Raw genomic sequence first — 26,228 nt, forward strand, 5'->3', positions numbered from 1 at the left:
CTGTTGATTGGTTATACTATTGTTCAGGTTCTGTTATTTCACTGGAATGATGCGGCTCCGTAGCAGGGCATAGTCAAACTCGAAGAGATACTTGCCGTCAGCGGGCACCGTCATCTCCTTCATGTTGTCACCGCCGTTGGGCTTGTTAGCCTCGTTCTCATCACTGCCGTCGAAGCGCCAGTACGGCTCAGGCCACCATCCCCAGATATGTGCAACGCTAATCGTGAAACTGATCTTCGTGCCTTTGGTAAGTGTCATCTCGCGATAGAGACGGTAAGGATTATTCTTGTCCTGATAGAGCACAAACGCATTGTTGTTGGGGTTCGTTGTCCAGCTCGGCGCACCTGGCAGCCCACTGCCCGCTAACACGATTTCGTAAGCCTGTGCGCCACTGCCATCCTTGAAGTCGATCTTCTGTGAGCCGTCGAGAATTCCCAGCGAAGCGGTTGTCGGAGTATAGCTCTTCACGTCGTATTCTCCAGTGACCGTGTTGAAGTCGATCTCGTAGTAACCTACCTTGCTCAGCTTGATGGGCTGTCCGACATTGGGGTTGCTGGTCAGCAGTCCTGTCGTAGGATCCACGCCGAAGCAAATTGGCTGGAAGTCGGTCTTCTGTGGGATGAAGCGCACACCTGTACCAGCCTTCTGGTTGTAGTAGAGAGCACGATACTGATATTTACCCGTATGCTCGATGAGCATCGGTACACCATATACATCACTGGTTAAGTCGGCAGCGTCATCGACATCGGCCAGATACATCTTGTCAAAGTCAGGCAGATCACTCACTTTGATTGTGCTTGTCGTAGTCGCCGTGTTGTTGAACTTGTCTCCTACCTTTACAGTCATCGTGTAAGTTGCCTCTTTTTGTGGCATCTCATACACCTTATTATATATATAGGTCGTGCCGCTGATGCTGACACTGTCGTGTACGTTGAGGTCAGGGATGCTCACCACGATGTAGCTCAGGTTCTTGTTGTCGGCAACAGCCGTGGTGAGGTTGAGCTTAGGATTCTGCAAGAGCACAGTGAGCTCTTTGGAAGGAGCCTGTGTAAATGTCGGAGCCGTGAAGTCACCATCAGGAGTGACAAGAACGGTTGTCTCTGTCTGATGTCCTCGCACGTCCTCCACCGTCACCTTTACGGGGAACTGATCTCCGTCTTTCCATTCCGAGCCGGCAGTGTAGTGATAGCTCAGACTGTACTCATGCAGCAACGTGTCGGGATAATAAGTCAGGAAGTCGATGGTCTTGTCGAGGTTCATCCCTTCGTTTTCCAGGGTGATGCTCTTCAGTCCGTCAGCGTCCTTGGCGACGCCCTCAATGGTGAACTGTCGTCCGGGTTCGGTTTGAATGTGATCCGTAGTCAACTGGATGACGGGAGCCTGGTCATCAACAGCAGGATAGTCATCGTCACTGCTGCACGATGTCATAGACACGGTAGCAAGCAATCCGAACAAACCCGCCAATAATGGCCGGAAAAAGTTTTTGTTCTTATTCATATAAGTACGCTTTAGTAAGTTGATTGTTTATGTTATGTATTTATTGCGTTAATGTTGATTACCTTTTGCGATCCTGTAGCAATCCCTTACGAAAGAAAAAGAACTATGAATATTGAAGATTAGAGCGGATAAATTGTTGCTGCAAAGTTAGTAAACATAGGCTGAACGAGGGGTACAATTATCGTGCTTTCAGTAGTTACAAATCGTGCAAAAGGCTATATTTCGGTCAGCAAGCACCATAATATTGCAAAAAAAATCATATCTTTGCATGGTATGATAAAGATCAATAAACATCTCGCTTGGTTGTTGCTGCTTACCTGCTTCGCCTTGTTGCCGGTTCCAGCCAGTGCTGCCATTCTTGCCTCCTCTCAAGACTATGCCGTCAAGCCTTTAGGTATAGACATGGGTCTGTCGAGCAACTACTGTGTTGCCATCGAGCGTGACAAGTGGGGCTATCTGTGGATCGCTACCGAGGAAGGTCTCAACCGCTTCGACGGCTCTCATTTCTATACCTATTATCAATACCTCTCTCCCGGCTTCCATGGAGATGCCCTCGGCAGCAATGCGCTGAGTGCTTTGCTTGACGACACATACAGTCCGGTCATGTGGGTTGCCACACAACGCAATGGACTCAATGCCATCAACTATGCCGACTACTCGATCCGGCACTATACCCATCAGACCAAAGACGACCACAGCATTGGGTCTAACGACCTGACAGGATTGGCACGAGCCAGTGACGGCGGACTTTGGGTATGCACTTATTGGAATGGTGTTGATCACTTCAATACGCATACCGGACAGTTTACCCACTACTGCCGGCGTACGCTTCCCACTCTGCCAAGCGACCAGGTCTGGTGCGCGCTCGATGGCGGGCACGGTTTCCTCTATGTCGGACATGTCTACAACGGTCTGTCGGTCATAGACACCCACAGCCGACGTGTCACCAACTACAACCATCGCGATGACATTCCATCGTCCATCAGCGGCAATGAGGTTCATTGTCTCTTCCGCGACCGCATGGGGCATCTTTGGATAGGCACAAATCATGGACTGGATCTCTTTGACCCCATTCGCCAAGCCTTTTTGCACTTTCAAGATGTTCCGCAACTCAAAGGAAAGATTATGGACATCCGTGAGCTCGGCGACAACCGCCTTTGGATCGCTACAGAGTTGCAGGGTATTGTCATCCTCGACATCTCACGCATCTCAGACAATAGCCCAGGCGGTTCGCTTATGCCCAACGCCGACGCACTGTCTGCCTCGATGATCATCGGGACTATCACAGAAGGATCTTCCTCATCACAACTTACCGGCAACGGCATCCGCAGTCTCTGTCCCGACGCCTTTGGCAATGTGTGGGTAGGGCTCTATGGTTCCGGCATGGATATGATTACACAGGAGTTGCCAGCCTTCACACACATTACCTATTCACCTTTTCCACAGACGGGGCAACTCACTAACAAGAATGTCTTCGGCCTGGCTATCGCTTCCGACGGCTCTCTTTGGGCAGGAACGGATGGCAGTGGCGTCAACGTCTTCAACGGCGGGGGACAGCGCATCGCGGACATGCCAGCGACAATGGGAAGCTGCGTACAGACGATCTACCGCGATCATGAAGGTCGGCTATGGACAGGCTCCTACACCGACGGTGGAAAGGTGCGTGAAACCAATGGCACCATCCACGCCATAGAAGGCCTTCCGGCACACGCCGATGTACGCTGCTATTTCGAAGACAATAAACAGCAGATGTGGATCGCAACCACGTCAGGACTGTACAGAACAGCTAAGGCAACAAGCCGCGTCGAGGCTTACTGGCCCGTCAAAAGCTATCTGCTCAGGGCGGTCTATGTCGATGATAGGGGCTATGTGTGGCTAGGCACCTTTGGCAATGGCTTTTTGATCTGTTCCCCTTCCATGCGCATCCTGCACGAGATGAATGAGACCAACGGCTTCCCTTCCAGCGATATCTATCACATACAGAACGACCATCGTGGACATATATGGATTGCCACCAATCAGGGACTGGTGTGTATGTCTTCGGAAAAGAGGCAGATCCAACATGTCTATGACAGGCGCGACGGCATGGAAAGCAGTTACGCTCGTGCTTCGATGATGGACGCTGACGGCAACCTATGGGTCAGCACCAATAAGGGAATCAGCTGTCTGCGCCACAATACCAGAGCTTTTATCAACTATTCCTGGCGGGACAACTTGCCAAAAGGCAACTTCAACGGCGGCAGTGTATGCGCGCGCGCTGACGGTACGCTGTTTTTCGGCAGTACAGATGGCATCGTCTCTTTTCTTCCTCAAAAAGTGCTGACACAACGACGGCCACCGAAAGTCTTCATCACAGGATTGTCGTTGCCCTCAGCCAACAGCATCGGGCAGGACAGCATCGTGTGCGTTATCGGCAAGAAACAGATCACGGTCGATTACCATCACACCACCTTCTCCATTCTGTTCAGTGCTCAAGACTATGCCTTGTCACATACAGTGGAATATGCCTACCAGCTGGAGGGACTGCACAGCCAGTGGGCACTGCTCGACGACAACAAGGTCACGCTCCACGATCTGCCTTACGGACACTACAAGCTACTTGTGCGCTGTCGTCTGCGCAATCAGCAATGGTCGGCACCAACAGTGATGGAGCTCACCATGCAACCTCCGTTCTGGCTCTCTTGGTGGGCAAAAACACTCTATGCGCTTATGGTCCTGGCGGTTGTCATCGCCGCCATACGGCTCTATCTGCGTAAAGTCCGTCTCGAATATCTCTACAACTCGGAGAAGCGAGAACACCAGTTGCAACAAAAGATTACGGAAGAACGACTGCAGTTCTTCACCAACATCGCCCACGAACTGCGTACGCCGCTGACGCTGATCCTTGGCCCACTCGACGACATGGCCCGCCATTCCGACATACCGCAAGACGCTAAACACACGCTGGCTGTGGTCTTCCAAAGCGCGCAAAGACTCAAGGCGCTCATCGACAAGCTGCTGGAATTCAGAAAGACGGAAACGGCAAACAGAAAGTTGCAACCGCAATATGGTAATCTGGTGGACTGTGTACGCGATGTTTGTCTGAAATATGAGGAGTTGAACCGCAACCCTAATGTTGTTATCACTACGATGGCGTCGCAGCCCGAAATCATGATGAACTTCGATAAAGATGTGGTGACGATCATCTTGGATAATCTTATCTCCAACGCGGTAAAATACACGGATCGTGGCCAGATCACCATTGCGGTCAGCAGTGAGGATGGCGATGGTCAGTGTAGGGCCGTGCTGACCGTATCGGATACCGGTCGTGGCATCTCGTCGGAAGTCTTGCCTCACATCTTTGACCGCTTCTATCAAGAGCAAGGACCGCATCAGGCATCAGGTACGGGCATAGGACTGGCACTGGTGAAAAACCTCGTCGGCCTGCACCACGGCACGATTACCGTAGAGAGTAAACCGGGAAAAGGAAGTGTGTTTAGAGTCGTCATCTGTGGGGAAGACTCAGAAAAGTTAGCCTCAAACACGTTGCTAAAAGAAAATGGAGGGTCTACCGCCATAATAACCCCGCATACTTCCGAAGGCTCCGGGCAAGCAGTTCTCCCCCTCTCGGGGGGAGCTAGAGAGAGGCTTCTCCTCCTTGTTGTCGAAGACGACCAAGACATCAGAGAGTTCATCGCTTCGGTATTTACCGGATTGTTTGACGTTAGACAGGCCAAAGACGGTGAAGAGGGATGGAAGGTAGCACAGGAGACAACGCCCGACATCATCATCAGCGACATCATGATGCCCAGGATGGACGGCAACGAGCTGTGCCGGAAAATCAAAAACGATGTACGCACCTCCCACATCCCCGTCATTCTGTTGACGGCAAAAGACACCGATGCCGACAAGACCGTGGGCTACAACGCCGGGGCAGACTCGTATCTCACCAAGCCTTTCACGGCCGGACTGCTCCGCGCACGCGTCGACAATCTGCTCCGACAACGGCAACAGCTCAACGACACCATCGCCCACTCTGAGCCAGACTTCAGCTTGAAGCGCAAGCAACTGCAAGCCTCGTTGCAGGATATCGACCGGCAGTTCTTCCAACAGCTCGACCATCTCATCGAGGAGCGCATCTCGGGAGATGTCGACGTGAGTTATCTGGCTGAGGAACTGCACGTCAGTGTCAGCACTCTCTACCGCAAGATGAAGACGCTCACGGGCATCTCCACCAACGAGTATATCCGCAAATACAAGATGCAATATGCCGAGCACCTGTTGCTCACGGGACGCTACTCGATCAGTGAGGTCAGTTTCATGGTGGGCATGAGCAGTCCTGCCTATTTCCGCCGCTGCTTCAAAGAAGCCTACGGCATGATCCCTTCGGAATATATCCAAAAGATGAAAGAGGGAAAGAAATGAGGCTGGCGGTCGTAACCGCTCTGGTGTTCTTCTTCCTTGCCTTTATGTCGGGATATAAAATACTTGAATAGTATACGGCTCATGATGGTATTGCCAAAACGATTACCCCCGTACTACTCTCCATAGGAGAGGGGTACGGGGGTAAAACATTATTTGGAGAGCGGCTTTATTCTTCCTGCATGAGATCCTCACCGAGGTGAGTAGTCTGCTCACGCTTGATGCGCTCGCGGATCATCTTCGGTTTGGTGGCATAGACGATCGTACGGATTGAGACGTTGTAGCTGAAGTATTGCCATGCCCAGCTGAGCATCACCATCAGTTTGTTGCGCACGCCTAAGATCGAGCGGAGATGCACGATAAGCCACAGCATCCAGGCCATGAATCCCTGTGTGCGTACTTTGCCCAGGTCGGCGACAGCCTTGTTGCGGCCGACAGTGGCCATCGAGCCGAGGTCGTTGTAGTGGAAGGGTTTGAGGTCAGCATTGCCTTGTGAGAGTTTTTTCAGGTTTTCGGCAAGCTGGGTAGCCTGCTGGATAGCCACCTGTGCCAATTGCGGATGGCCTTTGGGATAGGCGGGGTCAGCAGTCATCAGGCACTGGTCGCCGATGGCAAAGATGTTGTCATAGCCTGGCACGCGGTTGCAACCGTCAACAAGAATGCGGAAGCCACGTCCCAGCTTGTCGCCCTCGATGCCCGTGATTGGCTGGGCACGGATGCCGGACACCCAGAGGAAGGTACGCGTGGCGATCGATGTGCCGTCCTTGATGATGATGTGATAGTCGCGATAGTCTGTTACCATCTTGCCAAACTGCACGTCGACGCCCATTTCCCTTAAATATTTGAGTGCCTTCTCTGATGCTTCCTGCGACATGCCTGCCAAGAGGCGGTCACCGGCTTCAAGCAGATAGATGTGCATGTGCGACGCGTCCATGTCGGGATAGTCGTAGGGGATGACGTAGCGTTTCATCTCCGAGATCGCACCCGCAATCTCCACGCCCGTAGCACCACCGCCCACGATGACGACGTTGAGCAGTTCCTGACGCTCTTCTTCCGTGGCGCAGGTCAGCGCACGCTCCAAGTTTGAGAGCAGCGCGTTGCGCAGACCCATGGCCTCGGACAGTGTGCGCATGGGGATGGCCCACTCTTCCACGTTCTTGTTGCCAAAGAAGTTGGTCGTAGCACCGGCCGCGAAGACAAGGTAGTCGTAGTCGATCTTGCCGATGGATGTCTGTAAAATCTTCTTGTCGGGGAACACAGCACGTGCCTCTGCCATGCGGAAATAGAAGTTCTTACGCTTGCGGAAGATCTGTCGGAAGGGGAAGGAGATGGAACTGGGGGCGAGTCCGGCAGAAGCCACCTGATAGATCAGTGGGGGAAACTGATGGTAGTTGTTCTTGTCGATGAGCACCACTTGCAGGTTGCTGTCTTTTAACTGGTTGGCAAGCCGCAAGCCTCCTAAGCCACCACCGACGATGACCACACGCTTCTGATCGGTTCTGTTGATATTGACACTCATTATTATATATATATGTAGTTAGGATTGAGAATTCTCTTTAAAGCCTTTTTGGCGACATTTCTCGCCCTCTTCTGATTGTTGTTACAAAGGTACTGCAAAATTCTCAATCCTGCAACTTCATCACTACTCTTTTGCTCTCGCATGTGGACTTATATGATTTAAAACAATGACGCGTTTTGATTTTTCCCGACAAAAGTTTGTCGTGGTGAGGTCACAATTTAGAGATGAAGAAATGAGGCTTTTGATTTCACAAAATCATTTTTGCTTGAAAAGAGCGAGAAAAAGGTACTTTGACAAGATGAAAAAGGTACTTTGACGAGAAATTCTCTAGAGAATTTTTCGTCATCACAGTACTTTTATACGGTCAAAAAGCCGAGATGACAAGCAAAAAAAGGTATTTTGAACAAGAAAAAGCGGAATATTGAGGGCTTTAGAATGTATGATTTGGTTAGTTATGGACGTAATCTACTGTGTATCAAACAATTGGCAAAAATGCTCTAAAATGGCGATATTTAGAGCCAAGGACGCCCTCGGTTTTGATTTTTCGATTCTCAGAGGCCGAAAAATGTCAGTTTATCGAACATTAGCTCTTTCCTTCGCTGTAAACGGAAACACCCTGAACAAGGTTGCTCTTCTTCCATGATCAGGGTGTTGTTATAAGATAGTGAAGGTTCTTACCCACTATTTTGATAATTATTCACCGAATACAGGCCGAAAGGCCGAAAATAAAAAGATAGCGCAGTAAAAGTCTACTTCTAACGAATATACGGCGAATGTCAGCAATGTCGGCTCGGGGAGGTTCGTAGGGGCGGGGTTCATCCCCGCCCTAACCCCCTTGGCGGTAATCATTCCATCAACCGTGCCACATGGCTTTTATATCTTTTGCGGGGTTAGGGCGGGGATAAACCCCGCCCCTACGGTCTCACCGCCTGCTGCGTCGTTAACTGGGTAATGCCACCAAAACGATGTGGATGCCATCCACCGAAAGAAATTCGCTTCTATATAACTAAAAATCTCCAGTTATATCAACAACTTGTTATCGCCAAAGGGCGATATGGCAGCTGAATAGTTATTTGTTTTGTCGGCTACAAATAGCTACGTCCCTCACACAGGCAAGCCTAAAGGATCTACTTCTTGGTGATGGCTTCCATGATGATCTTTGCCAACAGGGTGGCACCTTTTCGTGTCGGATGGATGCCGTCGCGCTGCATGATGACGTTGATGTCAGAGTCGTCGGTAGGACGGAATGCTGAATGGAGATCGAGAAACTTCACTTTCTCTTTGCGTGCCACCTGCTTGATGATGGGCGAGATGTGGTTGACGATGATGCTGTCGTTGATGTCCCATGAGGGTTTGACGGCAGGGATGGGTGAGCACAGCCAGATCTTCGGATGCGAGGGTAGGGCTTTGAGCGTGTCAGTCATCGCCATCAGGTCGTGCTTGAACTCGGCGTTGTGTACCCAGTTATGAGGCTTTGTGTCGTTGGTACCGAGTTTCACGATGACGATATCCGGGCGGAAGGCCAGTGCATCCCTCCATGCCTCTTCTCTGACATAGGGCAGATCACCTTTACTGAGCAGCGTACGGGCAGAGACACCGAAGTTCTTGACGAGATAGCCCTTGCCGAGCATCCGCTGCATTTGTGCGGGATAGCCCTGCTCATCGCTCATGCCGATGCCAAAGCCGTCGGTGATGCTGTTGCCGATACATGCCACGCGGATGGCATGGGGCTGTGGACTTGGCAAGGCTTTCAACCAAGCAGTGAGGTCGTCCATCATCTGTGGATGGGAAGGGAAAGAAGTGCGGATGCCGAAGCCATGGCCACCATGAGGATAGATCAACAGCGAACAGTTGTTGCCGCAAGCCCTCATGCTGCTGTAGTAAGCCACGCCGTTCTGTACGGGCGGTACCACCTCGTCGTCGTTGGCCAGCAGGATGATGGCCGGTGGCGTGAGGTGAGCGCGCACCTGCGTCTCGTTGCTCCACAGCCCTACAAGTGGTTTGCTGTCTTTGTCATGGCCGAGGAAGTTGTCGCGTGAACCTTGGTGTGTGCCGCTCCCCATGGTGATGACAGGGTAGAACAAGATGCTGAAGTTGGGCCGCACAGCCCAGGGAGCATGTGTGCTCACTGAGGCGGCAAGATGTCCGCCGGCAGAAAATCCCATGATACCGATGTCGTAGGGGTTGATCCGCCAGGTGTCGGCCGAGTCGCGCAGCGTTTTCATGGCCTGATAAGCGTCGGAAAGTGGGATGTTGCGGTCGCCATGAGGCATACGGTATTTCAGCACGGCAAAGGCAATGCCTTGGTTGTTGAAGTACGGAGCCCAGTCGTGTCCCTCGTTCTGCAAAGAGAGATGGGCGTAGCCGCCGCCCGGACAGTCGAGGACAGCACGCCCCGTAGGATGCTCTGGAAGATAGACGGTCAGCGTGGAGAGCCCGTCTTGGCTGTTACGGAGTTCGAAATGGCGGGCAGACTGAGCGGCTGCCGTCATCACAGCGACCGCGGTGAACAGCAGTGCCGCGATGCGCTGAGAGATATGTTTTTTCATGGTGTGAGTTTAGTAATTAAGTATTTGATACTCTGCTTAGCGTTATGGTTTCCATTTGGCGGCTTCCTGCTCAATGAGTCCGTCGATGGGGGCCTGGATGATCTTGCCGACCTTCATACCTTCCTCCCTCATCACCTCTTCGAGCGGCTGGCGATAGATGAGTGCGATGCTGCCGTTGAAGCCGATGGGCAACTGGTTCCAACCATCGTATTGCTTGACGTTGCGACAGAGGAAACGGCGGAAGCCTTCCTTGACAAGCGAGTAGATGGCAGGCTCAGAGAGGTTTTCCTGCAAGAAGGGGACGAAGGAAGCCAGAAATGTGTTGGGCTTTGGCTGGCGGTAGACGCGGTCGATGATGTCGGCGGCCGTGAGGTGGTATTTGTCGTTGAAGCGTTGGATGATCGTCTGTGGCAGCTGGTTTTTCAGGATGTCGGCGACGAGCGTCTTACCCAAGACAGCGCCGCTGCCCTCGTCACCGAGGATGAATCCGAGCGCTGGCACGTTCTTTACGATCTTCTTGCCGTCGTAGGCGCAGGAGTTGCTGCCCGTACCTAAGATGCAGGCGATGCCGGGCTGGTCACCGCAGAGTGCCCTTGCCGCGCCGAGCATGTCGCTGGCCACTTCGCAGACACCGGTGACATGGAGATGACGGCGCAGGGCACGCTCCACCACGGGAATCTTTTCCGGCGTGCAGCCGGCACCATAGAAGTGGAGGTTGCTGAGCGTGCAGGCATCGTCTTGCTTTGAGGAAGCCGTGCCGATGCCACAGGCTGATTGCAACTGGGGTAGGAGAGCGGTCTCCACTTCGTTGGCAATTTCGTCCTCGCTCATTTGGAAAGGATTCATTCCTTTCGTGCGGATACGTGCGGCAACGGTTCCGTCGGTGATAAGCGCCCAATCTGTTTTTGTAGAACCGCTGTCTGCGAGCAAAGTGTAAGTCATATCAAATGGTTGTATTATTAGTTCTTACTAATGCAAAGATACAGATTATTTTTGCAACGGCAAAGTACTTTCAATATATTATTCCAGCGTCTCTTCCTTTTTCAGACGTGGAGAAGGGATGAAGATAAAAAGGAGAGATGGGGTGGGCGGAACACCTCGCAGAGTCGCGTGGACGTTTGAAAAGGGCATAAAAAAAGCGATGACCTTCTCAGGCAACCGCTCTTAATCTTCAATAGGTATTAGTTCCTTCAAGGTAAAAAGATTGTTTTCAGGATAACGCTGCAAAGATAAGCATTATTTTTATAACAGCAAACTTTTCATCTATATTTTTTAAGAAAACTTTTCCAAATGTTAAATAGTGAGTCGATTGAGCTTGTTTAATGGGTCAAAATCGGCTGTTCGTTTATAAAAATAAGAAGTTCTTTGATTTTTGAACGATGGCAGCAGACCAACAAAACAAGCCACACGATCCTGTCCGTTTCCCTTGCTGTTGGGCTTTTAGGGGGTGGGACAGAGGATCGTGTGGCTTGCAGAGCCGTCTAAAAGGTACTTGTCTACATGGCGAAGACGTTGAAGCCTCCGTCCACGACAGCTACGGTGCCGGTGACAAACGAGGCGGCGTCGCTCATCAGATAGTGGATCGTGCCGCAGAGCTCTTCTGGTTTACCCATACGGCCGAAGGGCGTCTGACGGATCACGTCGTTGCCGCGCTGGGTATAGCTGCCGTCGGGATTGGTGAGCAGTGCGCGGTTTTGCTCGGTGATGAAGAATCCTGGGGCGATCGCGTTGACGCGGATGCCCTCGCCAAACTTCTTTGCGGTCTCGGTGGCCATGTAAGCGGTGAAGTTGGAGATGCCGGCCTTGGCAGCAGCATAGCCGCACACACGTGTCATCGGACGGAAAGCCGCCATGCTGCTGAAGTTGATGATCGAACCCTTGCCCTGCTTGACCATCGGCTTGAGAAACACTTGAGTAGGAATCACCGTACCCGTGAGGTTGAGGTTGAGCACCTTTTGGAACTGCTCGGGATCGAGGTCGAAGAAGTTTTGGTCGGGCGCGATGGTGGCGCCTTTCATGTTGCCTCCTGCGGCGTTGAGCAGGGTGTCGACGCGTCCGAAGTCCTTGAGGATGTCCTCACAGTTCTGTTTTACCAGTTCGACATTCATCACGTCGGTCTTATAGAATTTGGCGACGCCGCCTTTATCGGTGATTTCTTTCACGATCTCGTTGCCCACCTCTTCCTTACGTCCGAGAATAGCGATTTTGGCTCCTTGCTCAGCGAGGTACTTGCCAATGCAGCGTCCGAGGACGCCTGTGCCGCCGGTGATGACGACGACATAGTCTTTAATGTTGAATAGTTCGTTCATGGTTTAATCAAAAAATCCTGGTTGTTCGTATTTGATGCCTAACTCCTTGTCCACGGTGGCAATGATGCCTTGGACCTGTCCCATGGCAAACATGCGGCCGAGGAAACTGTATCCGGCGTTGTATCCCCGTTTCTCGTCGCCGAGCATGGTCATGCCGTGATCCACACGCATGGGCAGCACCTGTGCGTTGGGCGAGGAGAGCAGAGCCTTTCCAGCTTTGCGCTGTTGCTCTTCCTGCTCGAAGATCTTTGTCAGGGCTACGAGATCAGCGCGACCGCCTAAGTGACTGGCCTCAGTGAAGTCGCCGTTGGGGAAGACGTGGCAGCTGCGCAGATGCACGAAACTCGTGCGGCTGGCAAAGCGATGAGCCATCTCCGTGAGGTTGTTTTGGGCTCCTGCGGAAAGTGATCCCGCGCAGAAGGTCAGTCCGTTGTGCTTGTCGGGGATCGTAGAGAGCAGCCATTGAATGTCGTCGGCGCACGTGATGATACGTGGCAGACCGAGGATTTGGAATGGAGGATCGTCGGGATGTACACACATATACATGTCGCACTCGTCGCAGACCGGCATGATCGCGTCGAGGAAATACTTCATGTTGGCGCGCAGCTGCTCGCGTCCGATGCCCTCATATTTCTTGAGCAACTCGCGGAAGAGACCGAGCGGATGCTCGTCGCCTTCCTTGAAGTTGCCCGAGACAAAGCCTTGTGTCTTGATGACGATGTTCTCCACAAGGGCATGATCTTTCTCCGGCGTCATCTGTTTGCGCAGTTCCGCCACCTCTTTTAATATGTCTCTGCCGTTGGGCTTGCCGTCGGGGCCGAGTGCCTTGAAGTTTCTCCAGTCCTCTTCAGCTCCCTCACGCTTCAAGAGATCGATGTCGAAATACGCAAATTCGGGAATGCTGAAATAGAGATTGCTCGATCCGTTGGGATTGAGATGGAGCAGATCGGTGCGTGCCCAGTCAAGTACGGGCATGAAGTTATAGCAGATGGTGTGGATGCCCTCAGCCGCCAAGTGGCGCAGACTCTCGCAATAGATGCTGATCTGCTCGTCGCGGTCAGGACCACCATATTTAATTGTCTCAGTGACAGGAAGCGACTCTACTACGCTCCATCTCATGCCGTGAGACTCAATGTAAGTCTTCAGGTCGTGGATTTGCTGCTGTGTCCATACTTGTCCGAGGGGCACATCGTGCAGAGCCGTGACAATGCCCTCGACGCCAATCTGCCGGAGCATGTCGAGCGTAATGGGGTCTTTACGGCCAAACCATCTCCATGTTCTTTCCATTTTTGATTAGTTTTTAGTTAATGATATTGCTTTTTGATCCATCATTATCGATGCGGCAAGAGAGCCTCGCGCATGTGATGACCTTGTGTGCTTGCAAAGATATATAAAATAGTTCATTCACCAAAAGAAGTAACGGAATATTTATCAATTCCTCAAAGCTATTCTTTGGTGTGTCGTTATCATATTTGTTGAAAGAAGAATGTTCTCAAAAATAAAGTTGGAGTTGATAATTGTTATCTCCTCCTGCTATATTATCCATTGATAATAAAGATATTCTGCTTTGAAAGCAGATCTATTTTTTAAAAATAACAAAAATCGTACACTACACTTGAAAAAAGAAGCGAGAAAGTTTGCATATTAAAATGATTTTATTAATTTTGCAAAGTAAGAAAGCATTTACCATTACATCAACATTATCATGACTAAGTACAATATCACAGAAAAGAAAGAAAAGGAAGCTGCCTATCGCTCACTTGTCAGTCCGAAACTCATGGATGAACTGGAGGAAAAAATCAACAATATCATCATCATCCAGAAAAAGTATAAGGACAAAAACTACTCCGCTAAGCAGCTCGCTGAGGATCTGGGAACCAATACGCGCTACATCTCTGCTGTCGTGAACGTGCGTTTTCACATGAACTACACCTCCTATGTCAATCAGTACCGCATCCAGGAAGCCATGTCGCTTCTGGTTGACCGTCGCTATCAGGACCTGAATATGGAGGAAATCTCTGACATGGTTGGCTTCTCCAACCGCCAGTCGTTCTATGCCTCGTTCTTTAAAGTCAATGGCATCACACCGCGTGAGTATAAGATCAAGCACCTGGCTTCTCATCCCTCACTGCTCGACCGGCCCAAAAAGCGTGGACGCAAGCCCGGATCAAAGAACAAAGCTAAAACGGTGTAGCCGTTCATGACAAGGAGGAATCATCGTCTGGATAACAACATACTATCATAACCACAGGTGGATCATTCTTGATTGGTTCACCTGTCGGGATCGTTTTATATTGCCATAGTGATGGAAAACAACACATTCGCTTTCGCCGGTGAGCGCTTCGCTGACCTGCAGATGCTGAGATACTGCTTGAATGGTTTCGAGCAGCTGTCTCTTCAACAAAAAAAATATATCTATTATCTGGCTAAAGCCACATTGACCGGCAGGGATATCACCACCGACCAGTTTGGCAAATACAACTTGCCGATACGTAAGTTGCTGGAGAACGTGTACCTGCATTTTCCCGGTGATCGCGAGAGCAAGGACTTCCTGGCGATGACCGTATACCTGAAGCGGGTGTGGTTCTCCAACGGCATCTATCATCACTATGGCTGCGAGAAGTTCCAGCCTGACTTTTCAGAATCATGGCTGCGCAAGGCCGTCGACGACACTCCCTTTGAATCTCTGCCCGGCAACTACCGTTCCAAGCAGGAGATGATGGACGTGCTCTGCCCCGTCATCTTTGATCCTAATGTGCTGCCCAAGCGTGTCAACCAGGCCGACGGCGAGGATCTCGTGAAGACATCAGCCTGCAACTATTACGAAGGCGTGACGCAGCAGGAGGCTGAGAAATACTACGAGCAACTGCGCCGGCAGGCCGGTGGCAACGAGCAACCTTCGTTCGGACTGAATTCCAAACTGGTCAAGAAAGGAGGAAAACTTGTAGAAGAGCGCTATACGGCGGACGGACTCTATGGCGAGGCCATCCGCAAGATCGTATGTTGGTTGGACAAAGCACGTGAGGTGGCAGAAAACGAACAGCAGCGGCGCGTCATTGCCCTGCTGACAGACTACTATCGCACGGGCGATCTCAAGCTGTTTGACAAGTATTCCATCGAGTGGCTACGTGAAAACGAAGGTGATGTTGACTTTATCAATGGATTTATCGAGGTGTATGGTGACCCGCTCGGACTGAAAGGATCGTGGGAGGGTATCGTGGAATACAAAGATAATGTGGCCACAGAAAGAACACGCAAGATAGCAAGCAACGCTCAGTGGTTTGAGGACCATTCGCCCGTGGACCCACGTTTCCGAAAGGCTAAGGTCAAGGGTGTCTCGGCGAAAGTGATCTGCGCCGCCATGCTCGGCGGTGATGAATATCCGTCTTCGGCGATTGGCATCAACCTGCCCAATGCCGACTGGATACGTGCGAGATATGGCTCAAAGAGCGTGACAATCGGCAATCTCACGGAGGCTTACAACCAAGCTGCCAAAGGTTCGGGGATGAATGAGGAGTTTGTCATCGATGAGGAGACACGCGCGTTGATCCGCAAATATGGCGATCTCTGTGATGATCTCCATACCGATCTGCATGAGTGCTTGGGCCACGGCAGCGGTCAGCTCCTGCCCGGCACGTCGCCCGACGCGCTGAAAGCCTATGGCAGCACGATAGAGGAGGCGCGTGCCGACCTCTTCGGACTCTATTATCTAGCCGATGACAAGCTCGTGGAACTCGGGCTCACGCCCGACAAGGAGGCTTACAAGAGTCAGTACTATCACTATATGATGAACGGTCTGATGACGCAGCTGGTGCGCATCAAGCCCGGACATGTCATTGAGGAAGCGCACATGCGCAACCGTGCGCTCATCGCACGATGGTGCTATGCCCACGGCAATGGCACCGTGGAAATGGTGAAGCGCGACGGCAAGACCTATGTGCGTATCAACGACTATCAGCGGCTGCGTCAGCTCTTCGCCGAGCTCTTGGCCGAGATCCAGCGCGTGAAGAGTGAGGGAGACTATGAGACTGCCCGACAGCTCGTGGAGGAATATGGCATCAAAGTAGACGCTGATCTGCACAAGGAAGTGCTGGAACGTTACCGCCAACTCAACATCGCGCCCTATAAGGGCTTCCTCAATCCCAAGATGATCGCCGTGACCGATGACCATGGTGAGATCACGGACATCCGTCTCGACTACTCCGAGAGCTATGAAGAGCAGATGTTGCGCTACTCCAAGGAGTATGCTACGCTATAACCGCACAAATGACAACACAATGACAACAGAAGAAGTACAACAGAAGATAAAGGAACTCAAGCGCAGCTTTCGTCTGGTAATGAACGGCCCGGCTTCGCAGTCGATGCGCGAGAAAGGTCTTGACTATCGGCTCAACTGGGGTGTCCCCGTCATCCAGCTCAAACAGATGGCAAAGGAACTCGGCAAGGATTATGATCTTGCCATCGCCTTGTGGAAGGAAGACATCCGGGAATGTAAGATCTTGGCGACACTTGTCATGCCGGCACAGCAGATGCCGCAGGAGGTGGCGGAGATATGGATGGAGCAAACCCACACGCAGGAGATGGCAGAGATGCAGGCTCTCAATGTCTATCAACATGTGAGCTACGCCCCGGTGATCGCCTATCAGTGGATCGCACGCCCCGAAGATGTCTACCAGATCTGTGGCTACGACATTCTCGGCCGACTGTTTATGAATGGTCAGGAACCCAACGAGCGCGGTATCAACGAGTTCCTCGATCAGGCAGCAACGGCTTTGCAGGCACCCTCACTCGGCGTCCGCCACGCTGCCCTCAACGCTGTGTTGCGCTTTGCCGACCTGGGGGTAGTCTATGAGCGCATGGCTCACAATGCACTGAAAAAGATTGGTATCGACATATAAAAAACATTCGCTTACGATTCCCGTCAGCAAAGATTGTAGGCAAGGATCATTACTTTATACACATAAATTAACAACAACATTAAGATCAGAGAGATGAAAAAAATGAGTTTACTCGTAGCCGGCGCTGCATGTCTGCTGACTACAAGTTGTGGCACTGTGGGCGCAGGTAGCGCATCGTCCAATACGGGCACTGATGTGCTCAACGGTGTCATTGGCGTATTGAACAATGCCAACACCATTGGTGACGTGATCAGCAGCGTCATCGGTTCCAATAAGTTGACCAAATCGCAGCTCTATGGCACATGGAAATACAATGGTCCGGGTTGTGCCTTCACGTCCAACAGTGCATTGGCAAAGGCTGGCGGTGAGGTAGTTGCCTCGCAGATCAAGTCTAAACTCAAAGAAGACTACAGCAAAGTGGGCTTCACTGCGAAGAACACACAGATCACCTTTAACAAGGACAACACCTTTACGGCATACGTCGATGGCAAGAAGTTCAGTGGCAACTACACCTACGATGAGTCGACCAATGCCTTGAAACTGACTGGACTGCTGCTCTCGCTCAACGGTTACGCTACACGCAACAGTCAGGGAGTGGCCATTCTCTTTGAGTCAAAAAAACTCTTGACACTTATTCAGACCATGTCTGCTATGAGCGGCAATACTACGCTGAGCTCTATCGGCGAGATCAGCAAGAACTACAACGGTGTCAGACTGGGATTTGACATGGCCAAGTAATTGAGATTGATAACGACAGATGATGGTGGAAGACGTGGCCCATGGTCACCTCGTCCACCATTTTTCGTCTTGCCGCTATGATCTTTTGCCTGTCACCTAAGCATGTCCAGGCCTTTGGCTTTTCTTTACTTATGCCTTCTGCTTTTCTTTTCTCAAACTGTCAGACTGCCCCCGTTTAGATCCCATAAAAATCTTGAGCTTTGAAAAAGTTTCTTAAATAACGCGCCCTATATTTCCAATTTAATATTATTTATTACCCTTGATGCTCTGCTCTTGAGAGAAAATTGTACTTTTGCCATAAAAAGAACAGCATTAAAGCTTTATAAATATGGCAGAATCCGTAGATATTAGAGAATTGAACATAAAAATTGAGCAGAACAGTGCTTTCGTCACGAACTTAGTGACAGGAATGAATCAGGTCATCGTCGGTCAGAAGCATTTGATCGATGCGCTGCTCATTTCGTTGCTCAGCGACGGCCACATCCTGCTGGAGGGCGTACCTGGCTTGGCAAAGACCCTCGCCATCAAGACACTCTCGCAGCTCGTGGATGCTGACTTCAGCCGAATACAGTTTACTCCCGATTTGCTGCCTGCCGACGTGGTAGGTACAATGATCTATTCCCAGAAAGACGAGAACTTTCAGGTCAAGAAAGGTCCGGTCTTCGCCAACTTCGTGCTGGCTGATGAGATCAACCGTGCCCCGGCTAAGGTGCAGAGTGCTTTGCTCGAGGCAATGCAGGAGCATCAGGTGACCATCGGCGAGAAGACTTTCACCCTGCCCAACCCGTTCCTCGTCATGGCTACTCAGAACCCTATCGAGCAGGAAGGTACCTATCAGTTGCCTGAGGCACAGGTCGACCGTTTCATGCTCAAGGTGATCATCGACTATCCGACGCTGGAAGAGGAGAAAGCCATCATCCGCGAGAACCTGCAAGGAAAGATGCCAGAGGTGCGTCCCGTGACGACGGCAGAGGAGATCATCCGTGCCCGCGAGGTGGTGAACATGGTTTATATCGACGAGAAAATCGAGCAGTATATTGCCGACATCGTCTTCGCGACCCGCTATCCCGAGCGCTATGGCATGCCCGAATTGAAGGACTTGATCACTTTCGGCGGCAGTCCGCGTGCAAGTATCAACCTCGCCAAGGCTGCCCGCGCCTATGCTTTCATCAAGCATCGCGGCTATGTGGTGCCCGAAGACGTGCGTGCCGTGGCTCACGACGTGCTGCGCCACCGCATCGGACTCAGCTATGAGGCTGAGGCTGCCAACGTCTCCAGCGAGGAGATCGTCAGCAAGATTGTCAATAAGATCGAGGTGCCTTGATCAAGAAGCTTAAAGAAGGAGAATTCGTGGACACTAACGAGATACTACAAAAGGTCAGAAAGATAGAGATCAAAGCCCGAGGATTGAGTCAGAACATCTTCGCGGGACAGTACCACTCTGCCTTTAAAGGCAAGGGTATGGCTTTCTCCGAGGTGCGTGAATATCAGTTCGGGGACGATGTCCGGGATATTGACTGGAACGTCACCGCCCGCTTCCACCATCCTTATGTCAAGGTCTTTGAGGAGGAGCGTGAGCTTACGGTGATGTTGCTCATCGATGTGTCGGGATCGCTGGACTTCGGTACGACACAGCAGATGAAGCGTCAGCTGGCCACAGAGATCGCCGCTACGATCGCCTTCTCGGCCATTGAGAACAACGACAAAATCGGTGTCATCTTCTTCTCCGACCGCATCGAGAAGTATATTCCGCCAAAGAATGGACGTAAGCACATCCTTTACATCATCCGTGAGATGCTTGACTTCCATCCACAGAGCACGCGCACGGACATCGGTATGGCTACGGCCTATCTCACCCGCGTGATGAAACGCCACTGCACTTCTTTCATCATCAGTGACTTCTACGACCGCAAGGACTTCACCAAAGAGATGGAGATTGCCAACCGCAAACACGATGTGGTGGCCATACAAGTCTATGATCCGCGTGCCAAACAGTTGCCCGACGTGGGACTGCTCAAGGTGATGGACGCCGAGACAGGCCATGAGATGTATATCGATACATCGAGCAGAAAACTCCGGCAGGCTCATACGCGATACTGGATTGAACGGGAAGATAAGCTCAACACGGTGTTTGCCAAGAGCCGCATCGACTGGACGGCAATCGCCACGAACGAAGATTTCACGAAAGCACTGATGCTGCTGTTCAAGCGCAGAGCATAATACCGATCGCATCTGTATAAAGATCAGGTCATACTGAAGAAAAGATCAATGGTGGCTGAGCGGAAGATCAGATCGTGCAAAAGGAAAGATCTATGGTGTTTGGGAGAAAAACCAGATCATAGTGAAGGAAAGACAAAAGGTATTTGAGAAAAGATTAGAAGAGTAGAGAATAGAGGTTATGACCAAAAAGATATGGCAATATGTTTTGACGTGCATGATGCTGTTGCTGTCACTCAACGCAGCGTCACAGGTCACCGTAGAGCAAAATGTGGACTCGGTGGGGATTCTCATCGGTGAACAGGCTCATTTGCAGCTTACCGTCACAATGTCCGCTGGCTCTACCATACAATGGCCCGCGTTGAAGGAACGCCAGATGGTAGTTCCGGGCGTGGAGGTCGTGAAGGTCGCCGACGCTGATACATTGTCGTCAAGTGGCAAGGAACTGAAGGTCTGCAAAGTCTACACGATCACCTCGTTTGACGAACATCTCTATTCCATTCCTCCTTTACCAGTCAAGGTCAACGGAAAAAACTATCAAGGCGGCGTCGCTGCCCTGAAGGTGATCACGATGAATGTCGACACGCTCCATCCCAACCAGTTCTTTCCGCCTAAGGACGTTCAGGACAATCCTTTCTCATGGGCTGAGTGGAGGCCTTATTTCTGGTTGTCGATATTGATGTTGCTGATCGTCCTCGTCATGGGGTATCTCTACATCCGTCTACGTAGCAACAAACCAGTGATCACACGTATTCGCATCGTGAAACACGTGCCCGCACATCAGCGTGCCCTGAATGCCATCAACAAAATCAAGGAAGAACGGCTCACTACCAGTGAGGATCAGAAGACCTATTACACGCAGCTCACCGATACGCTGAGGAAATATATCCAGGAACGCTTTGGCTTCAATGCCTTGGAGATGACTTCCAGCGAGATCATCGAAAGGCTCAATGATTCGGGTGACAAGAAGATGATTGACGAGCTCCGCGAGCTGTTCACAACAGCAGACCTCGTGAAGTTTGCCAAATACTCTACGCTTATCAACGAAAACGACCTCAACTTGGTGAATGCGATCAACTTCATCGACGAGACCAAGCAGGAGAACCAACCCACAGAGGAACGTATCGTGCCGCAGCTCACTGAGGGCGACAAGCGCACGCGACAGAACCGCATCACCATCAAGTCGCTGCTCTGGGCCTTGGGTATCATTGCTGCAGTCTGCCTGGTATATGTATGTTATCACGTATGGCTGCTGCTTGGATGAGCGATAATTAAAGATTGACGATCATGGAATTTGCTGATAAACAATATTTCTTACTGCTGTTGCTGCTCATCCCTTACGTCTTGTGGTATTTCCTTTACCGCAAGCGAGATGAGCCGACACTGCGTATGGGCGACACCTACGCCTATGAGAATGCGCCGAAGAGCTGGCGTGTGCGCCTCGTCAACGCCCCGATGCTCCTGCGTTGTGTGGTGTTTACGCTCATCGTCTTCATCTTGGCGCGGCCTCAGACCCATAACTCATGGGGACACAAACAGGTAGAGGGCATCGACATCATGCTGGCCATGGACGTGTCTACTTCCATGCTGGCGGAGGACTTAAAGCCAAATCGCATTGAGGCCGCCAAGGATGTGGCCGCCGAGTTCATCTCCGGCAGACCCAACGACAATATTGGTCTGACGATCTTCGCCGGTGAGGCGTTCACACAGTGCCCGATGACCACCGACCATGCGTCGCTGCTCAATCTGTTGCAAAGCGTGCGCACTGACATCGCTGCCCGTGGACTCATCCAGGACGGAACGGCACTGGGCATGGGACTGGCCAACGCCGTGTCACGACTGAAAGACTCTAAAGCCAAGAGCAAAGTGGTGATCTTGCTGACTGACGGTAGTAACAACATGGGCGACATCTCACCACTGACTGCTGCGCAGATCGCCAAGTCGTTGGGCATCAGAGTATATACCATTGGCGTGGGAACGAACAAGGTGGCTCCCTATCCCGTGCAGGTGGCAGGTACCGTGCAGTATGTCAACATGCCGGTGGAGATTGACACGAAGACACTCAGCGACATCTCGGCGATCACCGACGGCAATTTCTATCGTGCCACCAACAACCGGCAGCTGAAGCAGATCTATCACGACATCGACCAACTCGAGAAGACGAAGATGAACGTCAAGAAGTATTCGCGCTACTACGAGGCTTACCAGCCCTTCGCCATCGCAGCGGTCTTCTTCCTCCTGTTGGAGATTCTGCTGCGCAACACGGTTTTGCGTCGACTGCCTTAAAAGGTAACCTGCTGACGCCCCTATATATAATAAGGTGTAGGCAAGCTATGTTCATTGTGCATCGAACCTATGTTCATGACGCATCGAAGCTATCTTCATGGCGCATCGAAGCTATCTTCATGACGTTGGGAGCCTATCTTGCAGATGTAGTAAACTGAAAAGAAGAGAATCCAAAGGCTTAGGCCGAAGGAAAAAAGATAAACGAAAAGACAATGAGATTTGAAGATCCGACATACTTATGGCTACTCTGCCTGCTGCCTTTGCTGTTTCTGCTGAGGGTAGCAAGCCATTTCAAGCAGAGGAAACGGCTTCGCCGGTTGGGTGATCCTCAGCTGTTGCGGCAGCTCATGCCCGACGTTTCCAGGGCAAGGCGTGCGGTGAAGTTCTGGTTGATGATGGGTGCTTTGGCCATGCTGATCCTTGTTTTGGCACGTCCGCAAATGGGAACGCATGTGTCACACGACAAGCGTCAGGGCATCGAAGCCATCATCTGTATGGACATCTCCAATTCCATGCTCGCCGAGGATGTCGTGCCGAGCCGACTGGAAAAGAGCAAGATGCTCGTCGAAAACATGATCGATCACTTCACCAACGATAAGGTGGGTCTGGTAGTCTTTGCCGGTGATGCTTTCGTACAGCTGCCGATTACCGCCGACTATGTCTCTGCCAAGATGTTCCTGCAGGACATCAATCCTTCGCTCATTGCCACGCAAGGCACAGATATCGGTCATGCCATACAGTTGGCGATGCACAGTTTCACGCAGGCCAACAATATCGGACGCGCCATCATCGTCATCACCGATGGTGAAGACCACGAAGGTGGTGCTGAGGAAGCGGCTGCCGAAGCCAAGAAAAAAGGCATCAACGTGTTTATCCTTGGCGTCGGTGATCCTCATGGCGCACCGATCCCTACCGGCGACGGCTACATGAAGGATGCGTCAGGACAGACAGTGATGAGTGCGCTCAACGAGCAGATGTGCCGCAAAATAGCGCAAGCGGGCAGTGGCATGTACATACATGTCAACAACACGGCGGACGCTCAGAACGAGTTGAACAACGATTTGGTCAAACTGCAGCAAGGTACTACAGATGCTGTGGTTTATAGTGATTACAATGAGCAGTTCCAGGCTTTCGCCATCATTGCTCTGATCCTTCTCGTTGTGGATGTCTGTCTGATGGAGACACGGAATCCATTGCTGAAGAAGGTAACGATCTTTAAGAATAAAGGAAAGAGATAATGGACATACGTAAGTATATTCTTTTGATCCTGCTGGCTCTTGCCGGTGTCATGCAGATGCAGGCGCAGGCTGACCGGCAGTTCATCCGGAACGGTAATAAGCTCTACCGCCAACATAACTATGCCAAGGCTGAAACGGAATACCGCAAGGCCTTGAGCAAGAATGCACGCAACACGCAGGCTATGTATAATCTCGGTTGCGCACTGATGATGCAGCAGAAAGATTCCGCCGCCATCGTACAGCTGCAAAATGCCGGGCGCAGTGAGCAGTCACCGCGCCGCAAGGCAATGGCTTATCACAACATCGGTGTGATCTGCCAGCAACACCGGATGTATGGCGAGGCCATCGAAGCCTACAAAGAGAGCCTGCGCAATAATCCCGGCGACAACGAGACTCGCTATAACCTTGCCCTCTGCCAACGGCTTCAGAAAAAACAAAAGCAAAACGGAGGCAAAAACAATCAGAAGAACAAAAACAAGAAAGATAATAAGAAACAACAGAATAAGCAAAAGAACAATAAGCAGAACAAACAAGATCAGAACAAGCAGCAACAACAGCAGCCCAAGGAGCAGATGAGCAAAGACAATGCCCAGCAGTTGCTCAACTATGCCATCCAACAGGAGAAGGCTACGCAAGAGCGTCTGAAACGCAACGAACAGCAGCCGCAACGCAGAAGACTGCAACAAAACTGGTAATAAGTTTTCTTGATATCTGATAAGATGTACTTGATATGATGACGCGTCGAATACTTCACATATTTGTTTTCACCCTGATGTTGGCTGCCGTGGCACTGGCATCGCAGGCTCAGATTGCCGTCTCTGTCCCCTCGCATGTAGAGGCGGGAGAGAACTTCCGGTTGTCCTATACCATCAACACGCAGGATGTCGATGAGTTCCGGGCCGGTAACATTCCTGGCGGACTGGAGTTGATTGCCGGTCCTTACACTTCGCAGCAGTCGAGCTACCGCATGGTCAACGGTCATACGAGCAGTTCGTCATCCATCACTTTCACCTATACGCTCTATGCCGCCAAGGACGGCTCGTTCACGATTCCGCCTGCTCATGCGCGCATCAACGGGCGTATGGTAGCCTCGCGGGCTGCTAAGGTGGTGGTCAGCGGACGGGCTCACAACAGTGGCGGTGCACCGAAGATGCATGGTGAAGACGAGAGTCGCGAGCCAAGCATGGCGTCGGCAGGCAGCCGGATCACCGCCAACGACCTGTTTATCAAGGTCACTGCCAACAAGCGGCGGGTGCATGAGCAGGAGCCGATACTGCTCACCTACAAGGTCTACTCCCTTGTGGACCTGACACAGTTGGAGGGTAAGATGCCGGATCTCACCGGTTTCCACTCCCAAGAGGTGCCTCTGCCTCAGCAAAAAAGCTTCCATCTTGAGCGCGTCAACGGTAAGCCCTATCGTGCCGTGACGTGGAGCCAGTATGTCATGTATCCGCAGATGACGGGCAAACTCCAGATTCCGAGCATCACATTCAAGGGCATCGTGGTACAGCAAAACCGCTCCGTCGACCCGTTCGAAGCTTTCCTCAATGGTGGCTCCGGCTATGTCGAGGTGCACCGCAACATTGTGGCACCGGGACTGACCGTTCAGGTGGATCCCTTACCGGCCAAGCCTGCAGGCTTCTCCGGCGGCGTCGGCAAGTTCAATATATCCGCGCAACTCACCAAGAAAGAGGTGAAGGCCGGTGATCCCGTCACCCTCAGAGTGGTGGTAGGCGGTAATGGCAACCTCAAACTCATCAAGCAGCCCGAGGTCAACTTCCCTAAGGACTTCGACAAATATGACGCCAAGGTGACCGACAAGACCAAGCTGACATCCACCGGCGTGGGTGGCAACATGATCTACGACTTCCTTTTTGTGCCGCGCAACCAGGGCACTTACACCATCCCTTCGGTATCGTTTACCTACTACGACACCGACTTGAATGCTTATAAAACCATCAAGACACAGCCGTTCAAGCTGATTGTAGACAAAGGCGACGGCAACAGCACGTCGGCAGACTACGATGCTCAGAAGGCCAACGACATCCACGACATCATGTCGGGCAAGTGTGAGCAGCGTCAGGTCGGCAATTTCTTCTTCGGCTCCACGTCCTGGTGGATCTCGTTGCTCTTGCCGTTGATCGCCTTCATCGTGCTGTTGGTCATCTTCCGCAAGCGTGCCTTGGATCATGCCGATGCCGTGAAGATGCGTGGCAAGAAGGCCAACAAAATCGCGCGCAAACGACTGAAGAAAGCCAGCAAACTGATGTTCCAAGGCAAGAGCGAGGCCTTCTACGACGAAGTGCTCCGTGCACTGTGGGGCTATGTGGGCTATAAACTCAATATTGCAGTGGAACAACTCAACCGCGACAACATCACCGAGAAACTGCAAGGGCACCAAGTCGACGATGCCACCATCGGCAAGTTCATCTCAGCCCTCGACACATGCGAGTATGAGCGCTACGCTCCCGGTGATGCCTCCGGCAATATGGAGAAGACCTTCAACAGTGCGATGACCGCCATCGAGGAGATCGAGGAGGTGATGAAACGCAACGGTGGACGCAAGAAATAAGCGT

At 51.6% G+C, this 26,228-nt stretch carries 18 protein-coding genes; 12 read left to right on the forward strand and 6 right to left on the reverse strand.

Annotated elements, in window-relative coordinates; translation table 11 throughout:
- Window positions 1–33: 33 nt before the first annotated feature.
- Entirely contained in the window at window positions 34–1,497 is a 1,464-nt protein-coding gene (locus FYJ73_RS09395) for a hypothetical protein (RefSeq protein WP_235899307.1), read from the reverse strand.
- 273 nt (window positions 1,498–1,770) lie between these two features.
- On the opposite strand from FYJ73_RS09395, the gene FYJ73_RS09400 reads away from it, so the two are divergent.
- The gene (locus FYJ73_RS09400; RefSeq protein WP_154534467.1) at window positions 1,771–5,901 is read left to right on the forward strand and encodes a hybrid sensor histidine kinase/response regulator transcription factor; all 4,131 of its coding nucleotides are present in this window, start codon (window positions 1,771–1,773) and stop codon (window positions 5,899–5,901) included.
- Window positions 5,902–6,067: 166 nt separating this feature from the next.
- Here FYJ73_RS09400 and FYJ73_RS09405 read toward each other — a convergent pair whose 3' ends face one another.
- The 5 genes from FYJ73_RS09405 to uxuA all read right to left on the reverse strand — a co-directional run bounded on the left by FYJ73_RS09405 (window position 6,068) and on the right by uxuA (window position 13,562).
- Entirely contained in the window at window positions 6,068–7,417 is a 1,350-nt protein-coding gene (locus FYJ73_RS09405) for an NAD(P)/FAD-dependent oxidoreductase (RefSeq protein WP_154534468.1), read from the reverse strand.
- Between the two features lie 1,127 nt (window positions 7,418–8,544).
- Window positions 8,545–9,966, reverse strand: a complete 1,422-nt coding sequence (gene axeA1 / locus FYJ73_RS09410) for an acetylxylan esterase AxeA1 (protein ID WP_154534469.1) — start codon at window positions 9,964–9,966, stop codon at window positions 8,545–8,547.
- A 42-nt stretch (window positions 9,967–10,008) separates the two neighbouring features.
- On the reverse strand, window positions 10,009–10,908 hold the full coding sequence (locus FYJ73_RS09415) for an ATPase (RefSeq protein WP_154534470.1): 900 nt from the start codon (window positions 10,906–10,908) through the stop codon (window positions 10,009–10,011).
- A 554-nt stretch (window positions 10,909–11,462) separates the two neighbouring features.
- Complete coding sequence (locus FYJ73_RS09420; protein WP_154534471.1) at window positions 11,463–12,275, reverse strand: SDR family oxidoreductase; 813 nt, start codon at window positions 12,273–12,275, stop codon at window positions 11,463–11,465.
- 3 nt (window positions 12,276–12,278) lie between these two features.
- Window positions 12,279–13,562 carry a mannonate dehydratase gene (gene uxuA / locus FYJ73_RS09425; RefSeq protein WP_154534472.1) on the reverse strand — a complete coding sequence of 428 codons (1,284 nt, stop codon included), beginning with the start codon at window positions 13,560–13,562 and terminating at the stop codon, window positions 12,279–12,281.
- A 418-nt stretch (window positions 13,563–13,980) separates the two neighbouring features.
- On the opposite strand from uxuA, the gene FYJ73_RS09430 reads away from it, so the two are divergent.
- From FYJ73_RS09430 to FYJ73_RS09480, 11 genes are all read left to right on the forward strand, one after another.
- Window positions 13,981–14,469, forward strand: coding sequence for a helix-turn-helix domain-containing protein (locus FYJ73_RS09430; protein WP_154534473.1), 489 nt, complete (start codon window positions 13,981–13,983; stop codon window positions 14,467–14,469).
- A 111-nt stretch (window positions 14,470–14,580) separates the two neighbouring features.
- Entirely contained in the window at window positions 14,581–16,533 is a 1,953-nt protein-coding gene (locus tag FYJ73_RS09435; protein ID WP_154534474.1) for a dipeptidyl-peptidase 3 family protein, read from the forward strand.
- Between the two features lie 19 nt (window positions 16,534–16,552).
- A complete protein-coding gene (locus FYJ73_RS09440; protein ID WP_154534475.1) occupies window positions 16,553–17,173 on the forward strand; it encodes a DNA alkylation repair protein in 621 nt (206 codons plus the stop codon).
- A gap of 102 nt (window positions 17,174–17,275) precedes the next feature.
- Window positions 17,276–17,911, forward strand: coding sequence for a DUF4923 family protein (locus FYJ73_RS09445; RefSeq protein ID WP_235899308.1), 636 nt, complete (start codon window positions 17,276–17,278; stop codon window positions 17,909–17,911).
- Window positions 17,912–18,239: 328 nt separating this feature from the next.
- Complete coding sequence (locus FYJ73_RS09450; protein WP_154534477.1) at window positions 18,240–19,235, forward strand: AAA family ATPase; 996 nt, start codon at window positions 18,240–18,242, stop codon at window positions 19,233–19,235.
- 26 nt (window positions 19,236–19,261) lie between these two features.
- Window positions 19,262–20,131: a DUF58 domain-containing protein gene (locus tag FYJ73_RS09455; RefSeq protein ID WP_336509593.1), complete on the forward strand. Its 870-nt coding sequence runs from the start codon at window positions 19,262–19,264 to the stop codon at window positions 20,129–20,131.
- A 214-nt stretch (window positions 20,132–20,345) separates the two neighbouring features.
- Window positions 20,346–21,392, forward strand: a complete 1,047-nt coding sequence (locus FYJ73_RS09460) for a hypothetical protein (RefSeq protein ID WP_419471145.1) — start codon at window positions 20,346–20,348, stop codon at window positions 21,390–21,392.
- A gap of 23 nt (window positions 21,393–21,415) precedes the next feature.
- Window positions 21,416–22,414 (forward strand): vWA domain-containing protein, encoded by a 999-nt coding sequence (locus FYJ73_RS09465; protein WP_154534480.1) that lies wholly within the window; start codon window positions 21,416–21,418, stop codon window positions 22,412–22,414.
- Between the two features lie 212 nt (window positions 22,415–22,626).
- Entirely contained in the window at window positions 22,627–23,652 is a 1,026-nt protein-coding gene (locus FYJ73_RS09470; RefSeq protein ID WP_154534481.1) for a VWA domain-containing protein, read from the forward strand.
- On the forward strand, window positions 23,652–24,347 hold the full coding sequence (locus tag FYJ73_RS09475) for a tetratricopeptide repeat protein (protein WP_154534482.1): 696 nt from the start codon (window positions 23,652–23,654) through the stop codon (window positions 24,345–24,347). The genes FYJ73_RS09470 and FYJ73_RS09475 overlap by 1 nt, the downstream gene beginning before the upstream one ends.
- 38 nt (window positions 24,348–24,385) lie before the next feature.
- Complete coding sequence (locus tag FYJ73_RS09480; protein ID WP_154534493.1) at window positions 24,386–26,224, forward strand: BatD family protein; 1,839 nt, start codon at window positions 24,386–24,388, stop codon at window positions 26,222–26,224.
- Window positions 26,225–26,228 lie beyond the last annotated feature (4 nt).

The sequence above is a fragment of the Hallella mizrahii genome (genome assembly GCF_009695775.1).
Lineage (GTDB): Bacteria > Bacteroidota > Bacteroidia > Bacteroidales > Bacteroidaceae > Prevotella > Prevotella mizrahii.